The sequence below is a fragment of the Rhodococcus sp. NPDC127527 genome (assembly GCF_042672245.1).
In the GTDB taxonomy this organism is placed as follows: Bacteria; Actinomycetota; Actinomycetes; order Mycobacteriales; family Mycobacteriaceae; genus Rhodococcus_G.
Genome location: NZ_JBHXVP010000012.1, coordinates 142,505 through 164,335, shown reverse-complemented (window position 1 = coordinate 164,335; position 21,831 = coordinate 142,505). Strand labels below are relative to the sequence as shown.

Sequence of the window (21,831 nt, the reverse complement as noted above, 5' to 3'; positions counted from 1 at the left end):
CTCGCGGGAAGGTGCCCGCAGGGCAAATCCTCAGGCCTGCTGCAGATGTGGTGCGAGCAGCGCGTCCAGCCGCTCCGCCGCCTCGTCGGGGATCCAGTGGCTCACCCCGCGCAGCACCTCGAACCGGTACGGGCCGTCGACGTACCGTTCGGTCAGCGCGGCACCCTCGGGCCCCAGCGCGGTGTCGCCGTCGCTCCACACGTACAGCGTGGGGACCGAGACGCGCGACGCGGCGCGTCCCGGCGTCGTGAACAGCATCGCCCGGTACCAGTTCAGCGCGCCACGGGCCCGGTCCTTCTCGTGCATCGGCGCGAGGTCCCGATCGGCGACCCCGACACTCATGCCGCTGCGGAGAAGGTGCCGGCGCACCGCGCCGCCCGAGGCGAGCAGACGTTCGGGCAGCCACGGCAACTGGAACGCAAACATGTACCAGGACTTCACGATCTGGCTGCTGGTGAGCACCGCGCGCGCGAACGCGGCGGGATGGGGAACCGACAGCGCCGACACCGTGCGCACGAGGTCGGGACGCTCGGCCGCCAGGTTCCAGGCGACCGCCGCGCCCCAGTCGTGCCCGACCAGATGTACCCGGCCCAGACCAGCGTGCTCGATCAGCGCGACCACGTCGCCCGTCAGCTCCGAACTGCGGTAGGCCCAGCGCGACCGCGGACGGGCGCCGGGCGAGCAGCCACGCTGGTTCGGCGCGAGGGTCCGGTAGCCGCGAGCATGCAACCGCGGCGCCAATGCGTCCCAGGAACGCGCGTCCTGGGGGAACCCGTGCAGCAGGACCACGGGAACGCCGTCGATCGGGCCCTCGTCGCGGACGTCGAACACGAGCCCGTCACGGGCGTACGATACGACACGGCCATTGCCGGCGCTCACGCGTTCACGCCCACCCGGGCACGGGGTGCCGTCACGCCCGCCCGCAGGAACCGGCCGGTCTTCTCCACACCGAAGCCGGGCTCGAATTCACCGTTGCGGTACACGAGCTTTCCGTTGATCACGGTGGCCACGGCGGCCCGGTCGCTGCGGTTGACCATCCGGCGCAGGCCGCCGTACTCGGCGACCGGCTCCTCGAACAGGCCGTCCACCGACTCGTCGAGGCCGGCCGGGTCGACGATCACCAGGTCGGCGCGGTCACCCTCGCGCAGGTGGCCGGCGTCGATTCCGTACCAGTCGGCGAGTTCGCCGGTGAGCCGGTGGACGGCCCGCTCGACGGTGAGGAAGGGCTTGCGCTCGGACTGAGCGTCCTTGACCCGCTTGAGAAGTCGGATCGGGTAGTTGTAGAACGCCATGTTGCGCAGGTGGGCGCCCGCGTCGCCGAAGCCCATCTGGACACCGGAGCTCGCGGCGAGTCGGCGGGCGAGCTTGGGCCGATGGTTGGCGATGGTGGTGCGCCACCGCAGCGCGGAGCCGTACTCGACCACGAGGTCGAGGTAGGCATCGACCGGGTGGACGCCCCGCTCGTCGCCCACGCGGCCGAAGGTCTTGCCGATGATCGTCTCGTCCGGGCACCCGACGATCACCGCGTCGTAGAAGTTGCGGTGCCAGATCCTCGGGGAGAACTTGTTGTCGTAGTCCTTGCGGAACCAGCGGCGGTACTCCTCGTCCTGCAGCAGCGCATTCCGCTCGACCTGGTCCTTGAGGTGCAGCGCGGCCGCGCCGGCGCCGAACTCCTCGAACACCACGAGGTCGATGCCGTCCGCGTACACCGTGAACGGCACCGGCAGGTGCTGCCACCTGAAGTCGGTCTTCGCGAAACGGTTGAGAAACGGTGCCGCGGTGAGCATGAAGTAGACGATCGCGGGGTAGGCCTTCGAGTCGGCGCCGGACAGCAGCGAGGTCTTGAGCGGCTTCTTCCGTCCGATCGCGGAACTCTCGGCGAAGAACGCGGCGACGTTGGGGTGCAGGTTGATCGTCGGCGCGCTCTGCAGGATCTTCCCGCGATCGCGCAGGATCCGGTTGAGGAAGCGGAACTCGCGCCAGCGCGCGTAGGTCGAGGGCAGTGAGCGCGAACGGTATTCGTCGCCGTCGATCTTGTCGAGGGCGTTGGTCATCGAGGACAGCCCGAGGAACCCGGCGTCGACGGCCTCGGTGAGCATCGATCCCATCCGGTCGAGTTCGGCCGCGCTGGGCCTGGTCTTCTTGTCGGTGCCGCGGCCGAGGCCGAGGACGTGGGTGCGGATGTCGGAGTGGCCGATGAAGCCGGCGACATTCGGGCCGAGCGGCAGCGCGTCGAGGGCCTCGACGTACTCGGCGGGCCCCCGCCAGGTCTTGTTCTGCTCGAGGATCCGCAGCACCGAACCGTGCGGCACCGCCTCGACCCGGCTGAACAGGTCCGCGCACTCGCGCGGGGTGGAGTAGACCGTCGACAGCGAGCAGTTCCCGAGGACGACCGTGGTCACGCCGTGCCGGACCGACTCGGGCAGTCCGGGGCTGACGAGCGCCTCCGCGTCGTAGTGCGTGTGCACGTCCACGAACCCGGGCAGCACCCACTTGCCCTCGGCGTCGAGGACCTGGGTATCGGGGCCGACCGGCAGGGCCGAAGCGGACACCGCGGCGACTACACCGTCACGGATGCCGAGGTTGCGCCGCAGGGGCCGGGCCCCGGTCCCGTCGAACCACAGTCCGCCGTTGACCACGATGTCGAACTCCGGCATCTCGCGCTCCTCACCTCAGTTATGTGTTACCCGAGGTTACGGATGCTATTGAGCGGAAGTCAATGGTCGGCGACAGCGGCGGCGCCGTTGCAAAGAGTCGGCAGACACACATGGAGGACGCGGTGGGCATCGACGCCAAGCGGATCGCCCGGACAGTGGCCACGACGGCGACCCGCCGATCAAGATCAACTAATTGGGTTAGCCTACCCTTTTCATCGAACCGGCCTTAGTGTAGCCTTCCCTGGGGATCGGAGCACTGCCGGAGGAACTACGGATGTACGCATGCATTTGCGCGGGCACGAGCGAAGAACAGGTGCAGCTGTGCATCGCTGCCGGGGCCCACACCCCGAAGCAGGTCGCCATGGGATGCGGTGCCGGCAAGGGTCGAAATTGCGGACTCTGCCGCAACCGCATCAAGTCGATGATCGAAGACCACTTCTCGAATTGCGAGGTCGAACAGGGCGAACAGATCAGCGCCTGAACCCGCCCGCTGGGGGCTAGGCTGAATCCACGGTTCAGCCCACCCCAGTGGAGGTGTCATGCGCGGCGACGACGAGGTAATCGCACTTCTGAACGACCAGCTCACAAGCGAACTGACCGCGATCAACCAGTACTTCCTGCACTCGAAGATGCAGGCCAACTGGGGACTGACCAAGCTCGCGGAGAAGACCCGGCAGGAATCCTTCGAGGAGATGCAGCACGCGGAGCTGCTCACCGACCGGATCCTCATGCTCGAGGCCCTGCCGAACTACCAGCGCATCCTCCCGCTGCGCATCGGTCAGACCATCAGGGAACAGTTCACCTCCGACCTGGCCATCGAGCTCGAGGTCGTCGAGCGGCTGCGTCCCGGGATCACCATGTGCCGCGCCAAGGGCGATCACACCAGCGCCGGCCTGTTCGAGAAGATCCTCGCCGAGGAGGAGGACCACGTCGACTACCTCGAGACCCAACTCGAGCTGATCGACAAGCTCGGCGAGCAGCTCTACCTCGCGCAACTGGTGGACCAGCCGCCCAGCGTCGGCTGACCCGGACTGGGAGATCGGGGCCGGCAGGGACATGTCCCTGCCGGCCCCGATCTCGTGCGAGCGGATGACGGGATTCGAACCCGTGTGAACGGCTTTGCAGGCCGGTTGAGGCGTCGGCGCGACACCGCCCATACGCCACATTTGCGCAGGTAGCAGCCCGGCTTTACGCCAGCAGCGCGCCCACCGCAGCTGCCAGTACCTCCGCAGTACCTCATGAACATGTCGCCGTGTGAGAACATCCCGATGTGACGGTGGAGCAAACAGACAACGGAAATTCCGAAGGCCAGGCAGCGCTTATCGGCGAGAAGCGCTGTTTCATCGTGTGCCCGATCGGGCCAGACGGAAGCGATGTCCGCAAGCGGAGCAACCAGATAAAGACACACATCATCGACGAGGCGCTACGCCATCACAGTTACACATCGGTCCGCGCAGATGCAATTGACAAGTCCGGCAATATATCAAACCAGATCGTTACCGAGTTAATCGAAGCAGATCTAGTTATTGCAGACCTGACCGGACATAACCCTAACGTATTCTACGAACTTGCCATTCGACATTCTTTCGCGAAGCCATACATTCAGCTAATGCAAGTGGGCCAAGACATCCCTTTCGATGTGATCAACTACAGGACAATCTTCGTCGATCATCAAGACCTCGACAGCGCGGCGAGCGCAAGGCAGCAGATTATCGACATGATCGGCCAGATTGAGCGTGACCAGAGAGAGGGAAAGGCAGTCGACACGCCTGTAGGTCAGGCAGTCAATCTACAGACACTTGGCCAGTCGAGCGATCCAGAGCAGCGCGAAATAGCACAGCTCAGCAAGTCCGTTGACGCAATGCGGGTCGACCTTCAACAAGTTGTCCGCGGCACACGATTCACTCGCCCGTCATTCGGCGACGAACAGATTCAGGCCATGCGAAAAACCCTACTCGAATTAGCCTCGGGCGGTCAGCTCGGCCCCTGGGACATGACAGCGCTTGAGCAAGCACCTAGAACGAAGAGCTACGACGCCTTCCTTGCCGCGATTAACGATGCGATGCAGAAGCGAGTACACACCAGTAACGACGAACCGCCGTTCTAACTCGCTCGCATCGGCACCACATTGGCTGGTGTCCGCTGGCTGGGGCACACCGCGACACCCGCTTCATGCGGCGCAATCCCGCTGACCACCCGATTTAGGATGGATTCATGACTTCAGATTCGTCCCATCCCTTATGTTGGTGGTGCGGCGGGATTGCGGATTCACGCGAGCACCGAGTTAAGGCCTCGGAGCTCAGGAAGATGTTCATAGACTCCGACCACCTGTTCCTTGGGGGCGGCGACCGCCGCCCAGCGAAACTGAAGGGCCCTGGCGCGAAGGCGATTCTCTTCCCGAAGGTAATGTGTCGCGAATGCAATAACACACGAAGCAAGCCCTTCGACAATGCCTACGATCACTTTGTTCAAAAGATCCGGGACGATCCCGAATACTTCCGATCTCGGCAGCAGCTCGACATGACGGAGATATTTAACGGGGATTCATTCGGTTCCAAGAAGCTTGCGCGGTACTACATGAAGAATATCGCGTGCCGGATCGCAGAGATTGGATTCGATGTTCCTGCGCAGATCGTGGACTTCATGAATGGTGCACCCATCATGCCTAATGCAACCCTGGTGATCTATAAGGATTTCTCCAACTTCGATCAGTTCAAGCGAACCGGCTCGAGCGGTCATTACCCATGCGCAAACCGCATGCACAACCCGGATTCTCCCGACAATGGGCCTCTTGTAGCATTCTGCGCCGAGGTACAGGATGGACCAGTCGGTGCGATCTTCTGGTGGGATAGCGCGACTGAGCTCGGCATAAACTTCGGATTCCAACGTGTCATTCCGTTGCGTGAGCGCCGCAACTTGCCGTATCACGGCCTCCACGAGGATGAGTGGGACCGAGCAGCAAAATTGAAACTCGCCCTCGATTTGCAGCTCTTGTCTTCGACAGACTCCGACGCGTAGTTTCTACGGCACAGCTCCTAACTCGCTCGCATCGGCACCACATTGGCTGGCCGGGATGTACCGAGCGCTCCGAGCGCAGCCATCGCGTCGGCGTGGTCGTTCTGGAACAGGTGCGCGTACACCCCAAGGGTGACGTTGGTATTGGCGTGCCCCATGAACTTGGAGAGCACGAACGGCTGGATGCCCGCCGCGATGCACAGGCTGGCGTAGGTGTGCCGCAAGCTGTGGAATCGGAAATCGTCGGGGAGGCCTGCGCGAGCCAGGCTGGCCCGGTGCACCGCTGGCCGGTACACCGCGCCATAGAAGTTCCTGTGGACCACAGGTGTTACCCAGTCCAGCAGTAGCCGTGCCTCAGCCTCCTCGACGGAGACCCGTGCGGACTGCTCGGCTGGGGTCATCCGCTCCCCCGTTCGCGGGCCGTGCTCATGTATCGGTGCCCGCTTGCCGGTGGGCTTCTGCGGCTTGAGGCTGCACGCCGGGAACAACGGGGCGCCGAGCTCATCCGTGCGGGGGTGCACCGCCAGGTAGTCCCTCAGCACCGCGACAGTGGCGGGGGTCAGCGGCACCTTCCGCCGGCTCCCCTTGGTCTTCGGGGTGTCGTAAACGATCTCGGGTTTGGCTTCACCCGTTCGACGACCCGGCACACGCGCAGCCGGGGAGGCCAACGGGCCGTACTTCACCAGCACCGTGCGCTGCACACTCACCGCGCCGGGAGCCGTGGGCGCGTGCTCGGGCGGGAGTTCCAGGTCGCCAATCTGCAGGCCAGCCAGCTCGGCCGCACGCAGACCCGACCACGCCGCCAAGTGGACCAGCACGTTGTAAGGCCAGGGCGTCGTGTGGACGAGCGCCTGCACCTGCGTGGCCGTCAGGAACTGGGCCGGGTCCACTGCCCCGTCGCTCACTGTGGACACCACCGACGCTGTGCGGTCGGTCGGCAGCTTGACGTGATCGCACGGGTTGTCGGTCAGCCGAGCGTCTGCAATCGCCTGGTCGAGCACCTGCTTCAGGATGAAGTACTGATGCCTGATCGTGCTGGGGCGCTTGCCTTCCCGCACACGGCGAGCGATCCACTCAGCAACGCGGACCCGAGTGATCTTGTTGAGAGGGTAGCCGCCGAACGTGACGTCGAGGTCGGCACCCTCGTTGAGGATGTAGGCGTAGCCCTGCAACGTGCGGGGCTTCAGGTCCAGGCGGGACGCCAACCACTCCCCCGCGGCCTGCCGGAAGGTCACCGCGCCTGCCTTGGGGTCGAAGGTGGTCCCGCGGTTCTGGTTGAAGTCGACTTCGGTGGCGTAGTCCTCCGCGGCCTTCTTCGTGGCGAACCCGCCCTTACTGCGACCCTGTCCGTCGGGAGTGCGGTACTTGACCACGTAGCGGACGGCACCGTCCTTGGTGGTGCGCTTCTGCACGTGTGCCATCAGGCACTCCTCACTCTCGGGTTCGTCGCGCGGCTGAGGATGCGAGCAACCGTGGGGCTCGACCACTTGCCTCCGCGTTTGGTGGGGTGCCCTTCGCTGTCGAGAACCGAGGCAATCTCACGGGTGCTGCACCCCAGGGATGCCAAGGCGAGCATCCTCGACAGCGCTGCTTGCTCGGCTGGCACTTCGACCAACGCGCCGTGAGGGTTGGTGGCCGTCCTTGGAGCGGAACGCCAGCCGTACGGAGCGCGGCCGTTGGCGTGTCCGCCTTGGTCAGCCTTGGCCCTGCGGCCGTCCCTCAGTCGCTTCGCCGTCATGCGGCGCTCAAGACCTGCGAACACTGCGGCCATCTCGCGCATCGCGGTTCGCATGGGGTCGTCAGGGTCGTCGCGTTGGACTTCCTGCGCGGGCACTGACGTGTAGACGCTGGCGTCGCTCTTGCGCCACACCTCGGCGAGCACCGCCTCTTGCACAGTGACCGCGCGGGCGAGCCGGTCTAGGTCACGCACGATCAGGCCGTCTGCCTCGCCAAGACGCATCGCAGTCAGCGCTTCAGTGAGGCCGGGGCGGTCTGTTGCTGGCAGCGCACCGCTGAGGCCCTCGTCGACAGTCCAGCTGACGATGCGCGCGTCCATCGACTTCGCTGCTGCCTTGATAGCCGCACGCTGCGAGTCCAGCCCGTATCCGTGCTTGGCCTGCTCGATCGTGCTCACTCGCAGGTAGGCGACGAGCCGTAGCCTCTCGGTCGTCATTCGTTGTCTCCCTTGACTGTTCGTTCCATCGCCACCAACTGGCGCGGCCTGGGGTGCCGCCAAAACTACAGGTTTAGCGGCACCCTGAACAGCCACTACATCTCGAATACGCCTGTCTCACTGTCGCTTTCGCTTGCGTTGCACTCCGCCGGTGCGACTCAGCTCAGCCAGGGCGTCCTCCATCGTGGAGAGGCCCCGAGTCGTGTCGTCGCCGGCGATTGGGGTGCCATCGAGGTTCACGATGGGAGTACCGCTCAGATCGGCTGTGCGTCGTTGAGCGGTTCCGGGCACGCCCGTGTGCGGGTGGGCGGGTGTGGGCTCGGCCTGGCGATACTCAGCCGTGTCTAAACAGGGGTACGTGGGTGCGCCTACCTGCCACCCGGTGCCGGTGGCCTCGTCCAGCTCCTCGATCACCTCCGTATCCAGCGGCTCGTCGACGATTCCCCGACGTGCGCGGGACTCGGCGCGGGTGCCACCGGCCAGCAGATCGGTCATGAGGTTCTCGTACGCCTTGGTCGGCCCGACCTCGACCTCCACCGCAGTCTTGGCACCGAGGCCCGCGCGGTCCAGGGCGTCCTTGATCGCGGCCAGCTTCACACTGTCGGCCACGTCGTCATCGGCGGCCATCCGCAGCAGGCGCTCGGCCATGCGGTCGGCGGCGTTCTCCAACCGGGCACGAGCTGCTCGCTTCACCTGGGGAGCGCTCCCGCCGTGCATCCGGCACACCGTCGCTCCTGCAACGGGTGCGTTGTTGCATGGGGTCCCGCTCTTCCGTCGAGCACTGCACGTCACTCGCTCCGGGTTGCGGTCGTACTTCGTCGTCATGACCTTCTCCAATCCTGTTGTGCTCGATAACTTCTTGGTTCTGCGCGGCACCCGACGCCGAGGGGGTGTACGGGGGGGTACACGTACTCCCCCCTCCGGCTTCAGCCCTATACCCGCGATTGGTACTTTCTTCTTCTACCTGGGCTTTTGCGGTTGCCCACGGCCCACTTTTGGCGGCTGGGGGTGTACCGCGTACACCCCGTACCCCCTCAGGCGGCACCGCGCGCACCGCCCGTCAATCCCCCAGGGCGACGCGGTAGCTGCCCTGTGCGCCCTCCTTCTTCTCGACGACCCCAGCCGCCACGAGCCGGTCCACGGCGTCGTCGTAGTGACTGCGCAGGTCCGCGCGGAGCCGCCCCTTCCCCGACTTTCGGGACATCTCGCCGTGGGCCTTCAGGTGCTCGCGGATCAGCGTCATTACTCGTTGCATCCGCTCGCCCGCCTTGGCGTCCTCGGCGGCCACCGCCCGCAACCCCTCGTCCCGGCCCCGGCTCACGTTCAGCTCGCGGGCCTGCGCAGTCACGGTCCGCTGCATACGAGCGCGGGTGCGGTCACTGATGGCCATCACCACACCGGCCAGGTCCCAGTCGGCGGCATCGACGGCCACCGTGCGGCCGTCCAGCACCATCAGCGCACCGGCCACCTTCAACCGGGCGAGGATGGCGTGCCCGTCCAACCCCGCCTCGGCCTCGCCGCGCAGCTTGGCGAGCTGCGTGCCGTGGATCAGCTCGGCGGCCTTGTCGGGGATGTCGAGCACCTGCAATGCCGACTTATCGGGGTTCTGTTCGAGTGCAAGCGATTCAATCGCGAAGGAGACCCGCGCTCCATCTTCGGTCGCGTCCACATCGGTCTGCGTGGTCGACGCTGTGGTGACCAGCACCCCACGCGGCCATGCGGACAGCTCCAACGGAGCCGGCTCCTCGGGCGCGACGTCGGGAGCGGTCTCGTCGGTGGTCGGCAGCCAGACGAACCGCTGCGGGGTCCCTCCATCGGCGTCGTCCAGCAACGCCCGCGACCGCCCCGGCTGCACACCGACCACCATCGTCATCCGGTACCGGTGGTCCATGATCGGCACCGCCTTGGTCGGGTCCGCATAGCCGAAGCCCAGCCGCTCGCCCATCCACGCCTTGCGCAGCTCGGGCAACAGCGTGGCGCTGCTACGGCTGCCGAGGGCCGTCAGCGTGTCGATCTCTGGCACCGAGAACATCACCGAGTTGCGGAGGTTCACCTGCTTCCCGCCGGACTTGTGCGCGTACTGCTTCGGGATTCCCTCGCCGCTGCCCGGAGTAGCCACGTACACGTCGGGCGTGGTGATCACGGCATCAGCGGCGGCGCTCTCGGAAGCGCCCTTGCCCTCGCCCGACTTCGCCACCAACGCGACAAACAGGTTCAGGCTGGCGTGACTACCCACCGTCGGCGGGAACACGACAGACGGCGGCACCACCGCCTGTACGCGGGCCAACACCGCGCCCAGCATCGACCACGGGCCAACCCGCCGCGCCCGTGCGAACTGACGCAGCCGAGACAGGCTGTCTCGTGCGGTCCAGAACGCCTCGTCGTCGATCACCGCCTCGGCGGGGTCGTCTCGGTTCGCACGGGCCACCGTCTCCTCCGGGTCAGCGAGGAGTGCTTGTGCGGCAGCCCATTCGGCGATCCGTGCGAACTCGTTCGGGGCCGGCGAGCGACGACCAACGACCTCGCCCTCGAAGGACTGCACGAACGCCTCGCACAACCGGTCTGCGGCGAGCTGCGCAGGGTAAAACCCGGCCACGGCCTCACGGAATGCCATCGGCAGAGCGTTGACCAGCGCCTCATGCCGTGACCCGCCCGCACTGACCGCATTCGTGTACATGGTCAGCACGCCGTCGAGCGCCTTCGGGCGGTCTGTGCTGGCGTATTCGGAGTAAAACGTGGCCAGTTGCTCGCGGGTGAGCGGCTCGGCCTCGTCACCTGCCGAACTGAGGCACTGCCGCAGCACGTCCGGCAAGGAAGGGACTTCCCCACCACCGTCCCAGTGATACCGGCCGCCTGTCGTGGGATGCACTGTGGGCGAGGCGATGATGACGCCGTTCTTGCCGCGCACCTCGCCCCATACACGGAACGCGCCCGCCCCGTTGCCGAACTCCTCGCCCGGCTTCACGGTGAACACGTAGTGGCCCCGGTCGCCGATAGTGCGAGTGTGCTGGACAAGCCCCGATGCCAGGGCGGTTCGGTACTTCTCGGACAACTCATCCAGGTCGTCAATGTCCAGGTCGAACACGACCGCACCCGACCGGCCCGAGTGCAGGGCGATCCCCCGGTTGGGATATCCCTTCCACCAGGCGCGGATCTGTTCCGGGTCACGGGTGGACTTCGTGTGCCAGCCTCGCCCGACCACGCTGCCGGGGTTCTTCACGTCGGTGGGCGCGGTCGGCAGCACGTACCAACCCGCCTTGGCGTAGGTCAGCGCGGCATCGAGCGGCGTCATCGCGTCGATTTCGGGCGGTACACGCAGTCCCGCCACACGGGGCACGAATCGGACTGCGGCTCCGCCGCCGGGAAGAGGAGCGCATTCGGTGGAGTAGCGAGTAACTGGAGGACGACGCCGGGCCGGTCGCCCGGATACTGCGGTACTGTGAGGCATGGTCGGCCTTCTTGATTGAATGATCCGAGCGTGGATCTCGAATCATTTTGCAGAACAATGATTTTGGGAGAGTTCAGCCCACCAAGGTCGTCGCGTGATCCTGGTAGGCCGAACAGCGGATCACCTAGTGATCTGCGAGGGCGCACCGCCCCTTCGCAGGGAAAGTCGCCGGCTCGCGTTCACAGGCACCGGCGGCTTTCTCGTTCCCGGGGAAGCATTCGCAGCGTGGGCGGCCAGTCTGACGAGCACCTCATGTCGGACTAGCAGCAGTATCGCCATGAGCCACAACAGATTCTCAGGCACAGGACACCTCCAGAAAGAGCAGCCCAGTGCCCTCGCGCTCGGTGCGCTTCCGACACGAGGGACAGAGCACCGCCATCACCTGCGCCATCCCCGCCGACACAAGCAACACCGAACACCGCTCATCCAGCGCGTTCTGATCAATCGTGGCGAGCATCGCACGGCGCTTCTTCCCGGAAACCTTCCCGAATCGCTCGTGCCAGCAGCGATCACACGAGACCGAGATGTCGAGTGCAATCACTTCGCGGACCACCGCCCGGGCCTTGAGCTCCGGGGTCTCACACAGAGTTATCGGGTAGTGCTCCATCGACGTTCGCCGAGCAGAGATACCAAAATCGCCCTCGTCGACGGGGAATCCGCTCTCAAAGTCGAGGGCGTCGAGGGTCCACCACAACAGGTAGGGCGTGGCGATATCTCCACGCGCGACCTCGTCAGCCCGATGCTGGAACTTCTCGTCGATGTCAGGCTGCATCGGTACCCAGCACTCGCCGACCCCGCGGACACCACTTCGAGTATACGGAGGAGCGGGAACGTGGACGTGCTCTCCCTCGGGTGTGGTTACGTACTCCTCCCACCAGTCGAGCCCGGGCCGTTCGATCTTCGCGTTGAAGGCGTTCCCACTCTCGCTGTACTCGCCCCGAGATAGGCCGTCGTCATCCATCCCGATTAGGAACGGCTCTTCGTACGTGTGGGTTTGACTAAAGGAGCGTTGGCACCAGCCAAGGTCGCTCCTAAGATCGAGGAGTACGTCCCGCACCCAAGGCCCCACCCACGGGTGATCCGCGTAGGCCGGGCTGTAGTCGTAGCGAACTATCGCATCGACCAGACGGTCCGCCCCGTCGAACACGTCAGGCTCTGGAAAGTGCAGGTCGCGTTGGAGTGCAGCGTATTTCGCTGTCAGCCCGGGCCTCAGCTCTTCCAACGCCATTCGCGCAGCGTCTCGGTTCCCTCCGTGGAACTCGGACGCATACCGCGCCAGATGGGCGTCATCCTCACACATCTGCGTCACCACCATCGCGGCGGTCGTCAGTCTGCATCCAACGGATGGCTTCGCGCTTGCTGTACAGGAACTTCTTTCCCTTACGCACCCCGCGTAATTCCTTGCGCAGGACAGCATGTCGAACTGAATTACGGGTGATGTGGGTGTTGAGCCCCCGCATGAACTCGTAGACTTCGGCTTCGGACATGTCCGGGACGCTAAGCGGGTCGTAGCCGAGTTGACGCAGCAGTTCGTCGCCATCGGAGATCGCGGATACCGGAACTCCGCTACTTGTGTGAGTCCTACTCACTTCGCCTTCTCTCGAACGAGAGGCGTGCCCAGAAATGAAAGAAGCAGCCAACACCTGGACACACCACTGATGGGTGAGATTCCATTCCGGTTGACTGCTGGGGTGCAGTAGGCCCGCCCCGCGGCTCGGGGCAGTGCGCCACATTTATACACGCAACGCTGCGCACCCGCAAGCAACGCTGCGGAACCCTTCACAACCCTTAGAACACAACATGTTTCATGCCGTACCATTGATGCAGAGCACACCTCAACACCCGCAGGCAGTCGCCGTGAGTGTTGAACCCGTTCGGCCCGAGGCCAACCCATCCGAGCAGACGTTACGGATGGTCCACATTCCTTCGCCTCGATCCGAAATGGAGAATCCTGTGACTACCACCCGCCCCCTGTTCTCGCGTCCGCCGTTCCAGAAGCCGGAGAACTACAGCACCGGACCCAACCGCACGTCGCCCGCCGACCCGTTCCTCGCGCCGATCTCGGGCGGCGACTCCGGCTACAACGACGAGGGCGGCATCCTCGTCAACCAGACCTCCGACGGCGTGGACCTCAACACCATCTGGGGTGAGGTCGCCGAGGTCCTGAATCTGTTCAACGCCGAGCGCTCCCGGCTGACCTCGCTGCTGAGCTACCCCACCACCGCCATTGCGGATGCGGTGCCGCAGTCCATCGGGTCGGAGAGCTTCGACGTCGCCTCGGAGTACGGCGAGCCCACCGGCATCCGTGAGGCCGCTGACGCGCTGCTGCTCGGATACGACTTCACCGACTACGACAAGGCCTCGCGGTTCACCTGGAAGTTCCTGCGCGACGCGACCGCCGAACAGGCCCGCTCGGTGATCACCCGAATCCTGGAAGCTGACAACAAGCTCACCACCACAACGATTCTGGACCGGTTGTTCAACCCGGAGGAGCGGCACAACGAGCACGGGCACCGGGTGTTCGGCCTCTGGACGGGCAGCGATGGGCTGACCCCGCCGCCCTACCTGGGCAAGGAGTTCCCGTCGACGGTCAGCCACTACCTCGCCAGCGGTGCCGCACAGCTCGACAGCGCCGACGTGGAGGACCTGATCCGCGCCGTCACAGGCAAGGGCTACGGACGACAGCGCGGGAGCCAGCTCCTCATCCTCGCCAATCCCACCGAGGGTGAACAGATCCAGATGTGGAAGCGCGGCGTGGAGTCTCGCCCCGGCGGGCCGCTGCCCAAGTACGACTTCATACCATCGGCCAGCGCCCCGGCATACCTCACCGACGACAACATCGTCGGCCAGGTGGCACCCGGCACCTACAACGATCTGCCGGTCGCCGGCTCGTACGGTCCGGCGTGGCTCATCGAATCGCAGTTCGTGCCGTTGGGCTACATCGCGGTCGTCGCCAGCGGCGGACCGAACAGCGACACGAACCCTGTCGCCTTCCGCGAGCATATGAACGAGTCCTACCGCGGCCTCCGCGTCATCCCCGGGCGTGACCAGCGGTACCCCTTGCAGGATTCGTTCTTCGCGAGGGGCTTTGGCACCGGGGTTCGGCATCGGGGCGCGGCTGCCGTGCTCCAGGTGACGACCGGGTCCACGTACACCGCGCCATCGCTGAAGTGGTGATGTGCGATGGCTGACCATTCGCAGTTCACTGGCAAGCGCCACACCGACCCCGTCGGCGTGAGCGAGTACTCATGGGGCTATGGCCTGACCCCGCCCAGCCTGAAAGGTGCACCGCCGAGCCAAGGCGGGATGTACTCGCCTTTATGCCCACCCGCTCTCACGGACGGGGAGGGTTCCTGATGGCCCGCCGCAAGTCGTACAAGCGCGATGCGCTCGGCCGCTTCGCGGAGACCGCCGGTGGTCCGTTGGCCGGTGCCGCTGCGGGTGCCGCCGTGGGCGGGCTGTTGGGGAGCAAGACCGCGCGGAAGCGGCTGGTCGCCGGCTCGATCCCGCGGGAGTCGTTCATCGGGACAACCAAGGACGGCAAGTGGACCGGGGCCAAGATCGGCGCTCGGTACCAGGCCCCCGGCGGTCGGGAAGTCTTGGTGAAGGGGATTGTCGGCGTGAGCCGGAAGCCCGCAATCCGGCCAACAGCGCCAGGTCGCAAGACCAGCGCAGGCACGAAGCTACGCCGCTAGCCGTTGACCACAACCGGGGCGGGCAAGTACCCACCGCGCGGGTTCAAGCCCGCCCCGGCGACAGCCAACCACCCGGGATAGCCCACCGGGCGCACCGCGCCAGGGCACCCGGCAGCCGTCCCGGCGGTTCGCCCCCGCACCGCCGGGTCACCAAAGCCGACTGGACGTGAACTTGTTCTGGCAGTCGGCGAGCCGCAACACCAGGGATCGACTTGTCGCCCCGGTGAGTGCGGAAGTGGACCGAAAGTCCGCGCGCGAACGCCCCGCCTCATACGTGCGAGACGGGGCGTTCGATGTGTTCGAGCAGATCAGAGTCCGTGCTCTGCCACACATTTCTTCAGTGTCGCCGGGTCGTTGTACGGGTTCGCGTTGATGCACTTCTGTTGGATGATCTCGCGACGCTCGCTGCTGTCCTCGTTGCTGGCCTGGATCGCCACGGCCACGGCCACACCAAGGCCGATAGCCGCGACCACACCGAAGACGATCAGCCAAAACTTCACGGTCGGCGGCTGGTTCAGCGCGCCCCCGGAATCGCGCTTGGTCGGCGGCAATGTCATGTTTCCTCCCCAGATGGCTTCGACCAGAGTCCGCGAACGCTAGCACGACGAATGCGATTGAGATATTTACGCATGGGATGATTCCGCTCTGGATCATTTCGCACGGGACATATGGGCTTGGTCGGCCATGCCTGAACCCTCGAAGCCCCCGCTGAATCCGACATTGCGTGCGTTCGGTGACCGGGTACGCGCGCGTCGGAACGAGCTTGGCTGGAGCCAGGAGAAGGCCGCCGACGAATGCGGCGTGCACTGGACGCACCTTGGCCAGGTGGAGCGCGGCCAACGCAGCTCCCGCATCGAGAACATCCTCAAGTTGGCACACGGGCTGCAGACCACGCCCGGCGCTTTGATGGACGGCCTAACTCTCTCCGACTAGACGGTCAGTTTCCGGAACGCCAGACGGATCGCATAGGTGTTCGAATCCCGCTCGCTCCGGTACCTCCGTGGTACCTCCACTTGGAGTACACACGCACCGTTGCGCACCACCCATGGGGCGCACACACACCGCCGCGCAATACACATGCACCGTCAATTCAGGGCCTCTCACCTGCGAATACGAGTTGGGGCTGACCATTGCTGGCCAGCCCCAACGCCCGAGCGGATGACGGGATTCGAACCCGTGTGAACGGCTTTGCAGGCCGGTGCCTAACCACTCAGCCACACCCGCATCGACGAGCCACTCTGCCGGGCCGCGAGCCCGTCGACCAGGGTTGCACTCACCTTGATCCGAACCCTTGCGATCCCTGAGGGAACGGTCGAATCCTTGCACAGTTCATTACCGTTTCATTGCCAGGAGATTGACAGGGAGTAGCCAAGGTCCCTCGAGGTTCATCACCTGTACTTGCCCTGTTCATGCACCGATCAGGGCAAGGAGCCACCGCACGATGCGCTTTCTCGACCGCTTTCGCGATCCCCCCACGGGACGGCCGCCGTCGCCGGCTCAGGCCGCCACCACCGGATACCAGCAGACCGCGAGCAGGTTGCACGCCTTCAATCGATACGAGATCAAGTACTTCGTCGATGAGACGCGCGTCCCGGAACTGCGACGCGAACTGATCGCCCGGATGAACACCGACCCCTACTCACCGCACGGCGGCTACCCGGTCACCTCGCTGTACTACGACACGTCCGACCTGCGGTTCTACTGGGAGAAGATCGAAGGGCTCAAGTTCCGTCGCAAGCTCCGGGTGCGTCTGTACGGGCAACCCGCCGAGTGCACCGACGACACCGAGGTGCAGATCGAGATCAAACAGCGCGTCAACAGGGTCACCCAGAAGCGGCGGATCGCGCTCACCTACGGCCTCACCCAGCGATGGCTGAACGACCGCCAGGAGATCGAGTGCGCACCGGCGCAGCGCCCGTTCGTCGACGAGGTGACAACACTGGTCGGCAACCTCGACCTTCGTCCGATCGTCACCACCGGCTACCTGCGCGAGGCGTTCGTCGGAACCGAGGCCGATCTGGGTCTGCGAGTCACCATCGACCACCGCGTGCACGGCCGCGATCGCGACTTCCACTTCGCATCCGGCGCCCAGAACCGCTTTGTCATACCGCCGAAGCTGGCGATCGTCGAGCTCAAGGCGAACGAGCGCGTGCCGTACTGGGCGACCGATCTCACCGCCCGAATGAACATGTCGGTGATCCGGGTGTCGAAGTACTGCCAGGCCGTGGAGGCGTTCGGCCTGGCGCCGCGCTCACGGACCGGCTCCCCCGAACTGGTGCTGCCCTCGGGCTTCGACCACCGCGCGCCCACCGACGTGCTCGACATTGCGGCCCACGCGGCCCGCTGACCGGGCTCGCCGCGCGTAACCACCCCCCACACGAAACAGGACAGACATGAATTTCGATCTTCAGGATCTGAGCGGGACGTTCTCCACTTTCGACATCATCGTGTCGCTGGCGCTGGCGTTCGTCCTGTCCGCGATCATCGGCTGGGTCTACCGCTACACCCACAAGAACGTCTCGTACAGCCAGTCGTACGTCCAGACCCTCGTGATGGTCGGCATGATCATCTCCCTGATCATGCTGGTCGTCGGCTCCAACATCGCCCGAGCCTTCGCCCTCGTCGGCGCGCTGTCCGTGGTCCGATTCCGCAACGCCATCAAGGAAACTCGTGATGTCGGGTTCATCTTCCTGGTGATGGCGATCGGCATGACGACCGGCACCCGGTTCTACCTGCTGGCGGTGGCCGCGACCGTCGCGATCTGCCTCGTGCTGCTGATCATGAACAAGTTCAACTGGTTCAAGCTCGACGTCCAGCGACAGGTGGTCAAGGTCCAGGTGCCGCCGGAGCAGGAGTACAGCGCACTCGTCGAGGACGTCCTGATCAAACACTGCGCCGAATTCGAGCTGGTCTCGTCCGAGGCCGTCCGCGCCGGCGCCCTCCACGAGCTCTACTACACCGCCCAATTGAAGAAGGGAACCAAGCCTGCCGAGCTGATCACCGCGCTGAGCGCCGTCAACGCAGGACAGCGGGTCACCGTGCTCACCGGCTACGACCAGACGGACATCTGATGATCACCGGCCCGCCTCCTCGGCGCCGACTGATCCACCGAGTTCCGGTATCGCTCCGTCAACACTGGAAACTGCTGGTGGGGTTCGTCGCGTTCGTGACGATCTTGGCGACCGTGTTCGGGAACGCCCGGATTCGCCCGTACATCACCGGCGACGCCTCGGTGATCGCTTCCGAGGTCACCGACAACATCGCCGGAACCGTGGACCTGTTCGACAGCTCTGTCGGACACGAGGTGACCCTGCAGATGCCCGATGCCGAGTACCGCGACATGATCACCTCGTTCCAGAAGTCCGGCGAGAAGAAGTGGGTGACCGCCGACATCACCATCGACAGCACCCTGGTGACGGATGTGGCCGTGCGACTGAAGGGCAACTCCACGCTGATGGGGGTGCGCGGCACCGAACCCGGCGGCGAGGGATTCGCGCCGCCGGACGGTATGCAGCCCCCCGACGGCGTGCCGTTGCCCCAGGGGTTTGCTGCGCCCGAGAACGGCCGTCGGCCGGAGGGATTCGGCCCCGGCGGGACGGGCGGCATGGGTGAGATGATGGCGTCCGTGTCGGCCGACGACCCGACCTCGCTGCCGCTGCTGATCAGTTTCGGCGAGAACGTCGACGGCCGCGCCTACCAGGGCCTGACCGAGATCTCCGTGCGTCCGGGCAGTCCGGTGCTGAACGAGTCGATGGCGCTGTCGCTGACCGCCGAAACCAACCAGCCGACACAGCGATTCGCGTACACCACGTACTCGATCAACGGCGGCGAGACCGCCACGCGCCTGCTCGTCGAGCACCCGGACGACGCCTACGCCAACGCGCTGTTCGACACCGACGGCTACCTGTACAAGGCCGATGCCAATTCACGGTTCGCGTACGCCGGCAACGACCAGTCCGCGTACTCGGACCAGTTCAAGCAGATCAACGCGGTGGACAACGGCAACCTCCAGCCGATCATCAACTTCCTGAAGTGGCTGGACTCGACGTCCGACGAGGCGTTCGACGCCGAGCTCCGCAGGTGGGTGGACGTCGAGTCGTTCGCCCGCTACGTGGCCACCCAGAACCTGATCGTCAACAGCGACGACATGGCGGGTCCCGGCCAGAACTACTACCTCTGGTACGACTTCGAGTCCGGACTGATCTCCGTGATCTCGTGGGATCTGAACCTGGCGATGACCGGCAACACCACGGCGGGTCCGCAGGACACGGTGTCGATCGGAGGTGGTGGTCGTCCCGGCGTGACAGGCGAAGCCGGCGGGCCGCGACCGCCCGGGATGCCTGGCCCGCGGGCGGACGGAAGCGGCAACACGCAGGGCGGACCGCGCGGTGGCAACACCTTGAAGGCCCGGTTCCTCGGCTCGGACAAGTTCACGGAACTCTACGAGAACACCTACTGGGACCTGTTCGAGCAGATGTACGGCAGCGGCCGCGCCCAGGAACTCCTCGACACTCTCGCGGGGACGGTCCCGACCAGCGACCGCCTGACCTCCGAGGACCTGCAGTCGCGCGTCGACGCGATGCGCACCTGGATCGACCAGCGAACCGCCGCGCTGACCGAGAAGCGCGTCGCCTGACTTCCCGGCCGGCGCTCGGTCAGCGACGGAACGCGAGCACCGCGCTGAAGCCGGCCGCGCACAGCGCGAACACCACCGAGCAGGCGGCGAACGCCGTACTGCCGAGGGTGGTGAACCCGAGCGTCGCGGTGCCCGCACCGGTGCCGATGTAGAGGACGGAGTTGTTCCACGACACCGCAGGGGCCCGGCGCTCGGCCATCACGGTCGTCAGGTACACCTGCGCGGTCGCGAAGAAGGCGGTTCCGGAGAAGAAGGACAGCACGAAGCCCGACAGGCAGAGCTGCCAGGTGCCTGCGGTCGTCGCGACGCCGAGACCGACCGCCATCAACAGGCCCCAGCCGACGCTGAGTTCCGAGACGTGCCGCCCGGCCGCGGTCCAGCGGTCGATCAGCGGACCGGCCAGCAGCGACCCGATCAGCGAACCGATGCCGACCACCATCCCCACCAACCCCAGCACCCCGGTGCCGAAGCCGAACTTGGTGGCGAACAACGCGCCCGCGTACGCATAGGTGCCCAGCCGCGCCGCCTGCACGAAGAAGTTGCCGCCCATGATCGTCCGGAACACGCCGACCTTCCACAGCCCGAAGGACGACCGCAGCGCGGCCAGCGGCCGGCCCGGAGATCCTGTCGCCCGGACCGATTCGCGCAGTCGCAGGGCGATCAGGGTGCCCGCGACCACCAGGCCCAACGCGACCGCCGCGAACGCGAACCGCCAACTCGAAGCGGCGGCGGCGAACGTCGCCAACGGCACCCCGATGATCTGCCCACCGGCGTAGGCGGCCGATCCGCCCGCGATCGCGCGGCCACGTTCGCGCGGGGCCGCGGTCTCGGCCAGGTACGCCCACATCGCCGGACCGACCAGCGCACCACCGATTCCGCCGATCACCCGCGCCGCGAGCAACCAGCCCAGCCCCGGGGCGAGCGCACACAGCAGCTCTCCGGTCGCGAAAACGGTTACGCCGGAAAGGATCACCCGCCGCCGCGGTAGGTGTTCGGTCAGCGCACCGACGAGCGGGCTCGCGACCGCATAGGACAGGCCGAACACCGTCACCACCCACGCGGTGGCGGCGATGCTGGTGTTGAAGTCCCCGGAGATGGTCGGCAGCAGTGGGGACGCGAGGAATAGTTCCGCCCCCATGAGGAAGAACACCGCCCGGATCAGCGCGTGCTGGCGCCACGGTGTCTGCAGTTCGGTCAAAGTCATAGCCTCCGCGGGAACGGTACTTCGCCACCAGCCGGAGACCACAGACGACTCCCGCTGACGGGGATACCCCACTCCCGCGCTCACGATGTCGCCCTTACGGTGCGGGCATGACGACACTCGACCTGCAGGACCTGGCCGGCACCACCGCCGTGGTGACCGGCGCCGCCTCCGGCATCGGCGCGGCCGTTGCGCGCCGTGCCGCCGAACTGGGAATGCGCGTGGTGCTCGCCGACCTCGACGCCGACGGGCTCGAGCGGGTCGCCGCCGAACTCGCCGGCGCCGACGTGCTCGCGGTCCGCTGCGACGTCACCGATCCCGCCGACGTGGACGGGCTGGCCGCCGCGACCGCGGACCGATTCGGCCCGGTCCGGTTGCTGGTCAACAACGCCGGAATCGAGCGCACCGGCCGACTGTGGGAGCTGGACCCGGACCGCTTCGAGCGACTGCTCGCGGTCAACGTGTCGGGCGTCTTCCACGGCATCCGCTCGTTCGTCCCGCGGATGCTCGCCGACGGCGGCGAGGCGATCATCGTCAACACCGCGTCCGTCGGTGCCGTCACAACCATGCCGGCGCAGGCCGCCTACGTGGCGAGCAAGCACGCGGCGCTGGCGCTGACCGAGTGCCTGGCAGTCGAACTCGCAGAGACGGGTGCGCCGATCCGGGTCGCGGCCTTCCTGCCGGGCCCCGTCCACACCGACATCTACGCCAAGGCCGAGGCCAGCGGCGAAGCGGGCGACGCCCTACGGGCCCGGATGCGGGACTTCCTGCGCGACCGCGGCGTCACCCCGGAGGCCGCCGCCGACGCCCTCTTCGACGGCCTGGCGGCCGGCGAGTTCTGGATCTACACCGACCGCGAGCGCGCCGACGAACTGCTGCGGGCGCGCGCCGACAAGCTGACCGGCCACCTCCCGCCGGCGTAGGCGCTCCGCGCAGTGGTGCGGATACGGAGTGCGGAACCTCCGTATCCACACCACTGCGGCGGAGCCGCCTCGTGGGATGATGG

Annotated in this window: 21 protein-coding genes, 2 tRNA genes and 1 pseudogene; 11 read left to right on the top strand and 13 right to left on the bottom strand. The window is 65.9% G+C overall.

Translation table 11 applies throughout. The annotated features are described in order from the left end of the window. Positions 1-30 precede the first annotated feature (30 nt). Entirely contained in the window at positions 31-879 is an 849-nt protein-coding gene (locus ACFVH2_RS19635; protein ID WP_378427915.1) for an alpha/beta fold hydrolase, read from the bottom strand. Beyond that, positions 876-2,657 carry an amidohydrolase family protein gene (locus ACFVH2_RS19630; protein WP_378427913.1) on the bottom strand — a complete coding sequence of 594 codons (1,782 nt, stop codon included), beginning with the start codon at positions 2,655-2,657 and terminating at the stop codon, positions 876-878. The genes ACFVH2_RS19635 and ACFVH2_RS19630 overlap by 4 nt, the downstream gene beginning before the upstream one ends. 274 nt (positions 2,658-2,931) lie before the next feature. Between ACFVH2_RS19630 and ACFVH2_RS19625 the strand changes: the two genes are divergently transcribed. Together ACFVH2_RS19625 and bfr are read left to right on the top strand one after the other, a co-directional pair. Then, positions 2,932-3,138 carry a bacterioferritin-associated ferredoxin gene (locus ACFVH2_RS19625; RefSeq protein ID WP_378427911.1) on the top strand — a complete coding sequence of 69 codons (207 nt, stop codon included), beginning with the start codon at positions 2,932-2,934 and terminating at the stop codon, positions 3,136-3,138. Between the two features lie 58 nt (positions 3,139-3,196). After that, positions 3,197-3,682: a bacterioferritin gene (bfr, locus tag ACFVH2_RS19620; RefSeq protein WP_378427909.1), complete on the top strand. Its 486-nt coding sequence runs from the start codon at positions 3,197-3,199 to the stop codon at positions 3,680-3,682. Positions 3,683-3,741: 59 nt separating this feature from the next. On the opposite strand, the gene ACFVH2_RS19615 is transcribed toward bfr, so the two are convergent. Further along, a tRNA-Cys gene (locus ACFVH2_RS19615) sits at positions 3,742-3,818 on the bottom strand. Positions 3,819-3,927: 109 nt separating this feature from the next. On the opposite strand from ACFVH2_RS19615, the gene ACFVH2_RS19610 reads away from it, so the two are divergent. Both ACFVH2_RS19610 and ACFVH2_RS19605 read left to right on the top strand, forming a co-directional pair. Then, positions 3,928-4,764 (top strand): hypothetical protein, encoded by an 837-nt coding sequence (locus ACFVH2_RS19610; RefSeq protein WP_378428496.1) that lies wholly within the window; start codon positions 3,928-3,930, stop codon positions 4,762-4,764. 107 nt (positions 4,765-4,871) lie between these two features. Next, positions 4,872-5,675: a hypothetical protein gene (locus ACFVH2_RS19605; RefSeq protein ID WP_378428494.1), complete on the top strand. Its 804-nt coding sequence runs from the start codon at positions 4,872-4,874 to the stop codon at positions 5,673-5,675. 17 nt (positions 5,676-5,692) lie between these two features. On the opposite strand, the gene ACFVH2_RS19600 is transcribed toward ACFVH2_RS19605, so the two are convergent. From ACFVH2_RS19600 to ACFVH2_RS19570, 7 genes and pseudogenes are all read right to left on the bottom strand, one after another. After that, a complete protein-coding gene (locus ACFVH2_RS19600; RefSeq protein ID WP_378428493.1) occupies positions 5,693-7,093 on the bottom strand; it encodes a tyrosine-type recombinase/integrase in 1,401 nt (466 codons plus the stop codon). Then, entirely contained in the window at positions 7,093-7,845 is a 753-nt protein-coding gene (locus ACFVH2_RS19595) for a recombinase family protein (protein WP_378428491.1), read from the bottom strand. The genes ACFVH2_RS19600 and ACFVH2_RS19595 overlap by 1 nt, the downstream gene beginning before the upstream one ends. A gap of 117 nt (positions 7,846-7,962) precedes the next feature. Next, on the bottom strand, positions 7,963-8,514 hold the full coding sequence (locus tag ACFVH2_RS19590) for a hypothetical protein (protein WP_378475720.1): 552 nt from the start codon (positions 8,512-8,514) through the stop codon (positions 7,963-7,965). A 45-nt stretch (positions 8,515-8,559) separates the two neighbouring features. Further along, a pseudogene (locus ACFVH2_RS19585) lies at positions 8,560-8,670 on the bottom strand (hypothetical protein); the annotation flags it as partial. Positions 8,671-8,905: 235 nt separating this feature from the next. Beyond that, a complete protein-coding gene (locus ACFVH2_RS19580) occupies positions 8,906-11,137 on the bottom strand; it encodes a bifunctional DNA primase/polymerase (RefSeq protein WP_378428489.1) in 2,232 nt (743 codons plus the stop codon). 451 nt (positions 11,138-11,588) lie between these two features. Then, on the bottom strand, positions 11,589-12,521 hold the full coding sequence (locus tag ACFVH2_RS19575) for a hypothetical protein (RefSeq protein WP_378428487.1): 933 nt from the start codon (positions 12,519-12,521) through the stop codon (positions 11,589-11,591). A gap of 64 nt (positions 12,522-12,585) precedes the next feature. Next, positions 12,586-12,780 carry a hypothetical protein gene (locus ACFVH2_RS19570; RefSeq protein WP_378428485.1) on the bottom strand — a complete coding sequence of 65 codons (195 nt, stop codon included), beginning with the start codon at positions 12,778-12,780 and terminating at the stop codon, positions 12,586-12,588. Positions 12,781-13,351: 571 nt separating this feature from the next. On the opposite strand from ACFVH2_RS19570, the gene ACFVH2_RS19565 reads away from it, so the two are divergent. Then, the gene (locus tag ACFVH2_RS19565; protein WP_378428498.1) at positions 13,352-14,470 is read left to right on the top strand and encodes a hypothetical protein; all 1,119 of its coding nucleotides are present in this window, start codon (positions 13,352-13,354) and stop codon (positions 14,468-14,470) included. A 143-nt stretch (positions 14,471-14,613) separates the two neighbouring features. Beyond that, entirely contained in the window at positions 14,614-14,988 is a 375-nt protein-coding gene (locus ACFVH2_RS19560) for a hypothetical protein (protein WP_378428483.1), read from the top strand. A gap of 308 nt (positions 14,989-15,296) precedes the next feature. Here ACFVH2_RS19560 and ACFVH2_RS19555 read toward each other — a convergent pair whose 3' ends face one another. Beyond that, positions 15,297-15,545: a hypothetical protein gene (locus ACFVH2_RS19555; RefSeq protein WP_378428481.1), complete on the bottom strand. Its 249-nt coding sequence runs from the start codon at positions 15,543-15,545 to the stop codon at positions 15,297-15,299. A 127-nt stretch (positions 15,546-15,672) separates the two neighbouring features. Here ACFVH2_RS19555 and ACFVH2_RS19550 point away from each other — a divergent pair, with 127 nt between their 5' ends. Continuing rightward, positions 15,673-15,921 carry a helix-turn-helix domain-containing protein gene (locus tag ACFVH2_RS19550; protein WP_378428479.1) on the top strand — a complete coding sequence of 83 codons (249 nt, stop codon included), beginning with the start codon at positions 15,673-15,675 and terminating at the stop codon, positions 15,919-15,921. 220 nt (positions 15,922-16,141) lie between these two features. Here ACFVH2_RS19550 and ACFVH2_RS19545 read toward each other — a convergent pair. After that, a tRNA-Cys gene (locus ACFVH2_RS19545) sits at positions 16,142-16,212 on the bottom strand. 217 nt (positions 16,213-16,429) lie between these two features. On the opposite strand from ACFVH2_RS19545, the gene ACFVH2_RS19540 reads away from it, so the two are divergent. The 3 genes from ACFVH2_RS19540 to ACFVH2_RS19530 are packed head-to-tail and all read left to right on the top strand — an operon-like array spanning position 16,430 to position 19,624. Beyond that, positions 16,430-17,335: a polyphosphate polymerase domain-containing protein gene (locus ACFVH2_RS19540; RefSeq protein WP_378428478.1), complete on the top strand. Its 906-nt coding sequence runs from the start codon at positions 16,430-16,432 to the stop codon at positions 17,333-17,335. 46 nt (positions 17,336-17,381) lie between these two features. Then, complete coding sequence (locus ACFVH2_RS19535; RefSeq protein ID WP_378428476.1) at positions 17,382-18,059, top strand: DUF4956 domain-containing protein; 678 nt, start codon at positions 17,382-17,384, stop codon at positions 18,057-18,059. After that, the gene (locus tag ACFVH2_RS19530; RefSeq protein WP_378428474.1) at positions 18,059-19,624 is read left to right on the top strand and encodes a CotH kinase family protein; all 1,566 of its coding nucleotides are present in this window, start codon (positions 18,059-18,061) and stop codon (positions 19,622-19,624) included. Before ACFVH2_RS19535 ends, ACFVH2_RS19530 begins: the two co-directional genes overlap by 1 nt. A gap of 19 nt (positions 19,625-19,643) precedes the next feature. Here ACFVH2_RS19530 and ACFVH2_RS19525 read toward each other — a convergent pair whose 3' ends face one another. Further along, positions 19,644-20,828 (bottom strand): MFS transporter, encoded by a 1,185-nt coding sequence (locus tag ACFVH2_RS19525; RefSeq protein ID WP_378428472.1) that lies wholly within the window; start codon positions 20,826-20,828, stop codon positions 19,644-19,646. A gap of 107 nt (positions 20,829-20,935) precedes the next feature. On the opposite strand from ACFVH2_RS19525, the gene ACFVH2_RS19520 reads away from it, so the two are divergent. Next, positions 20,936-21,748 carry an SDR family NAD(P)-dependent oxidoreductase gene (locus tag ACFVH2_RS19520; RefSeq protein WP_378428470.1) on the top strand — a complete coding sequence of 271 codons (813 nt, stop codon included), beginning with the start codon at positions 20,936-20,938 and terminating at the stop codon, positions 21,746-21,748. Positions 21,749-21,831 lie beyond the last annotated feature (83 nt).